Here is a 4,388-nt window from a genome sequence, read left to right as displayed (position 1 = left end):
GATGATCATCCTCGGGAAGGTGCGCCCACTTTCAGGCCACCTCGCCGGGCCTCATCCACAGGTATTGATCATTGCTCATGCCGATTGGCGCGGGCTGACCATGACACCGGTCGGCACCCGATTGCTGCAAGACTTACGCCGATCACTGCTTGACCCACCCCGTGAACTGCGGCCGCCGCCCGCCTCCATGAGTTCCAACACCGGCTCCGCAGAGCCCATTTCGGCCACCGCGTAGCGACCTCGGGTCGCGACGCCGGTACGACTCAGTAAGGGATCGCCGCTATACGTGTGAGGGTCTACCTGCCCGCATCTGCCAGCTTTTACCGCTGGCCATGATGGCTGGCGGTGACCAGGTCGATCGGTGGGATGTAGCCGGTGATGCTGTTGATGGTGCGATGCAGGCCGTGGTGCAGCGCGTCGATGTCGCAGCGGGCCAGGCCGCCAGCGGTGGCGATGACGTGTTCGGTGGTGAACGCTAGGTCGTTGATGGTGCCCAGGATGCGGCGGTCGGCGGTCTTGGCCACGGCCACCTGCTGGGGGCAAGATTGCCGAGCGTATCGGCGGGCAGCCCTTCGGCTTGCAGCGCGGCCTGGATCGCCGAGACGACGGGCGGTCCGATCGGGCGCAGCCCCGCGGCGGTGACGTTCGGCATGAACACCGGGAACAAGGTCCCGGCATGGGTCACCAGCAGGCATTTGCGCCGGTCGATCCAGACCAGGTGGGCATACCAGTCCCGCGCGCACGCTTCGCCGATGGCCGGCTCAGACACCCCCAGCAGCGCCAACACCTTGGCGGTACATCGCAACATCACGAGTCATGATGGCAGGCAAAGCCACCGACGGTCGGTACGCAAGAACACCGTGGCTTGGCGCCGGTACAGTGTGGCGACGTGTTGGTCGCTGATCTGCATCACTTCCTCGACATGCCGGGGTGTGCTGCACGTATAGGTGACATCTGAGTTGGCTTGCCGGGACCGTCGGGCCTATCCGAATTTCGGTGTAAATGGTGGTTTCCCTAGCCTCGGTTGAGGTCGTGCATCCTGTCGGCGAATGTTACCGCGAGCGCGTTCAAAGCGGGCTTCCATCGCACTGCCCATCGCTGCTGGCCAGTGCCTTTCGGATCCAGTGATCGGGTCACCAGATACAGACATTTGAGTGCGGCAGCCTCGGAGGGCACATGCCCACGTGCCTTAATGGCCCGCCGGTAGCGGGCGTTGAGTGACTCAATCGCATTGGTACTGCGCAACACTCGGCGAATCTCGGTGGGATAGTCCAAGAACGGAATGAACTCGTTCCAGCAGGACCGCCACATCCGGATCAACGCCAGATAGCGTGCGCCCCACTGCTCGTTGAGGTGCTCGAGCGCGTCCTCGGCAGCGGTAACCGACGGTGCGGTGTAGATCGGCCGCAGATCGCGTTTGAGCCCGTCCCAGGTCTGGCGCGGCAGGTAACGGAAGCTATTGCGAATGAGGTGCACGGTGCAGGCCTGCACGATGGTGGCCGGCCACACCTCGCTTATTCGAATCGGGCAGCCCCTTGAGTCCGCCACAGACCAGGAAAACACGTCGGTGACGCCCCTGTTGCTCAGGTCGGTCAGCACCGCGAACCAGAATTTGGCTGATTCCCCGTGCTCGTCACCGGCCCAGAGCCCGAGCACATCCTTGTGGCCGGCTAGGTCCACGCCGATCGTGGCGTAGAACGGCCGGTTGGCGACCTGCCCGTCGCGGACTTTCACGCTCAGTGCGTCGACGATTACTGCGGCGTAGATCGTCTCCAGCGGCCGGGCCACCCAGTCGGACATGTCACCGATGATCTTGTCGGTGATCCGGCTGATCGTATCTTGAGAGATTGTGGTGTCGTAGAGCTCGGCGAAGTGCGCGGCGATCTCCCCTGTGGTTATACCCTTGGCATACAACGACAACACGATCTCATCGACCCGGGTCAACCGCCGCTGACGCTTACCAACGATCTGCGGCTCGAACGTGCCGTCCCGGTCCCGGGCACCACAATGTCGATCTGGCCGACGGTGTCAGTGAGCACCGTCTTGGTGCGCGTACCGATACGGGAGTTGGCACCGTTTCGGCCAGCCGGGTCGTGCTTGTCATAGCCCAGGTGAACGGCCAGTTCTTCCAGCGCAGTCTCGACCACCGTCTTGGTCAACGCCCGAAGCACCCCGTCGGTGGTACCGGCGAACGACACCCCGCAGGCCTGCAACAGGCGCACCAGCTCCCGCGCGGTCGCCAGCTCATCCGGTGCGGGTGAGCTCGCCATGGACACATCATCGTGAGTATCAGCTGCAGAGGACACAGCCCTCATCGTCTCGGTCACTGTGGACCCTTCCCACCAAGCTCACGCTCGGCGTATTGGGCCATTTACACCGAATCCCGCAAACTCCCCCCAAGTATTCACTTGCGGCGCCGAAGCGGGCCACGACCGAAGCGTGGTGACGGCAGTTGGTAAGCGCGTCTTCACTTCCAGCCGGCGTTCTCTACAGCGATTGTCGCGAGCACGTTCGACGCTCACTCGATCATCGACGAGCGATTCGAGCGCTCTTGTGAGTACAGGGTTCGAAAGTACCAGGTATCTACCGCTCGATACACGAGCAAGCCTAGCGCGATGGTAGTGATAGTTGCGATGAAACGACATCAGGATGGGTAAGTCCCCTGGCATGGTGGGGTTTCGGGACCGGGGGGTGACAGTGCGGGATCCTTGGCCGGGTGTTGGGGTTGACCCCTGATGGTGGACATCTGATCGCGGTACTGCTGGTCCTGCGGGGAGGATGTTCCCGTGTCGGGAAACCGCAAGAAGTACGCCCCGGAGTATCGCGAGCAGGCCGTGCGCCTGGTTGTCGATACCGGTCGGCCCGTTGCGGACGTAGCCGCAGAGATCGGTGTCGGAGATCAATTGCTCGGCCGGTGAGTCGCCACCGCCAGAGCACGTTCGGCATCCGATAATCCCGAGGTGCTCGACGATGATGAACGCAAAGAGTGAGAACGGTTACGCACAGAGAACGCCGAATTGCGTTTGGACCGTGCGTTTTTGATAAGGACGCAGCCTTCTTCGCCTCCGAACAGAACTGGTAGAGATGTACCGGATCATCGAAGCGGAGAAGGCCAACTTCACGATCGTGCGGATGACTGGACTGTTGGAGGTGTCCCGGTCGGGCTTCTACAAGTGGCGCACAGCCCGTGCGGCGGGGCCCACGCCGGCCCAGCAGCGCCGTGAGGCGATCGACGTCAAGGTCAAGGGTTTCCACGACGCCTCCGATCAGGTGTACGGCGCACCGCGCATCCTGGCCGATCTGCGTGAAGACGGGGAGGTGATCTCCCGCAAGACGGTGGCGGCCTCGATGCGCCGCCAACGCCTGGCCGGGATCAGCCCGCGGAAGTTCACCCCGGTGACCACCGTGGTGGACCTCGACGCACACCGCCCCAACGACCTGGTCAACCGTCGATTCGACCGCGGTGAGCTCGACAAGGTCTGGACCTCGGACATCACGTACTTGCCTACCGGTGAGGGCTGGCTGTACCTGTGCGCGGTTCGACGACGGGTGCTCGCGGCGGGTCCTGGGTTGGGCAGTCGAGGACCACATGCGCACCGATCTGGTGGAGTCCGCACCGTCGATGGCAGTGGCGCTGCGTGGGGCCTTGCCCGCACAGGTCATCTTCCACGCTGACCGTGGCACGCAGTACACCCTGGGACAAGATACGCCTGGCCCACCAAGCACGCTGCCAGGCTCGCAGTCGGCGACTGGATCGAACGGATCTACAACCGCCGACGAAGGCACTCCAAGATCGGCATGATCAGCCCAATCGACTTCGAGCACCGCCATCATCAGACGGCACAAGCCGCCTGACCCCGTGTCCACCATCCGGGGGCAACCTCACACTATGCCTGTGCGCAATCAAGGACGTGTTCTCCAACCGGATCATCGGCTACTCGATCGACTCCCGACGCGGTGACGTCGGAGGCTGCATTCTGTATCCCGATCGCGGATCTCAGTTCAGGTCAAGGAAATTCGTTCACAATCTGCATCGACACGTCACGGTCGGATCGATGGACCGCGTCGGGACAGCTGGCGACAACGCGGCCATGGAGAGGTTCTCCACGTCTCATGCAGAAGAAGCGACGGTTGTGACCGCGAAACCGCCCGGTATCAGAGCACTGCGCACGATAACCGCTCACGCACGCAATGCAAACACCTATCCTTCTCGGGCGCCGACCAAGGTGCGGAACGGACCAGAGTCAAGTCGTGGCTCCTTGGGCAAACCGAGCAGCTTCTCCCCAACAATATTTCGCTGCACTTGAGAGCTGTCGCTTGCCAGGGTGATGGGACCACCTGATTGCCAGGGGGATGGGACCACCGTGGCGCGTTACTGAGGATGCTCG

1 protein-coding gene and 4 pseudogenes are annotated in these 4,388 nt (G+C 62.7%); 3 read left to right on the top strand and 2 right to left on the bottom strand.

Annotated elements, in window-relative coordinates:
• Positions 1–235, top strand: a 235-nt coding sequence (locus tag ACJH7A_RS30045) for a hypothetical protein (protein WP_406803283.1), incomplete at its 5' end; no start/stop codon positions are given.
• An 85-nt stretch (positions 236–320) separates the two neighbouring features.
• Here the strand turns inward: ACJH7A_RS30045 and ACJH7A_RS30040 are convergent.
• Together ACJH7A_RS30040 and ACJH7A_RS30035 are read right to left on the bottom strand one after the other, a co-directional pair.
• Positions 321–808: pseudogene (locus ACJH7A_RS30040) on the bottom strand (DUF6933 domain-containing protein).
• A 206-nt stretch (positions 809–1,014) separates the two neighbouring features.
• Positions 1,015–2,270: pseudogene (locus ACJH7A_RS30035) on the bottom strand (IS256 family transposase).
• Between the two features lie 516 nt (positions 2,271–2,786).
• Here ACJH7A_RS30035 and ACJH7A_RS30030 point away from each other — a divergent pair.
• Together ACJH7A_RS30030 and ACJH7A_RS30025 are read left to right on the top strand one after the other, a co-directional pair.
• Positions 2,787–3,855, top strand: a pseudogene (locus ACJH7A_RS30030) (IS3 family transposase).
• A gap of 32 nt (positions 3,856–3,887) precedes the next feature.
• Positions 3,888–4,103 (top strand): annotated as a pseudogene (locus ACJH7A_RS30025) (IS3 family transposase); the annotation flags it as partial.
• Between the last annotated feature and the right edge of the window lie 285 nt (positions 4,104–4,388).

Origin of the sequence: Mycobacterium sp. SMC-17, assembly GCF_045310915.1 — a bacterium.
Lineage (GTDB): Bacteria > Actinomycetota > Actinomycetes > Mycobacteriales > Mycobacteriaceae > Mycobacterium.
This window is presented reverse-complemented; position numbering and strand designations above follow the sequence as displayed.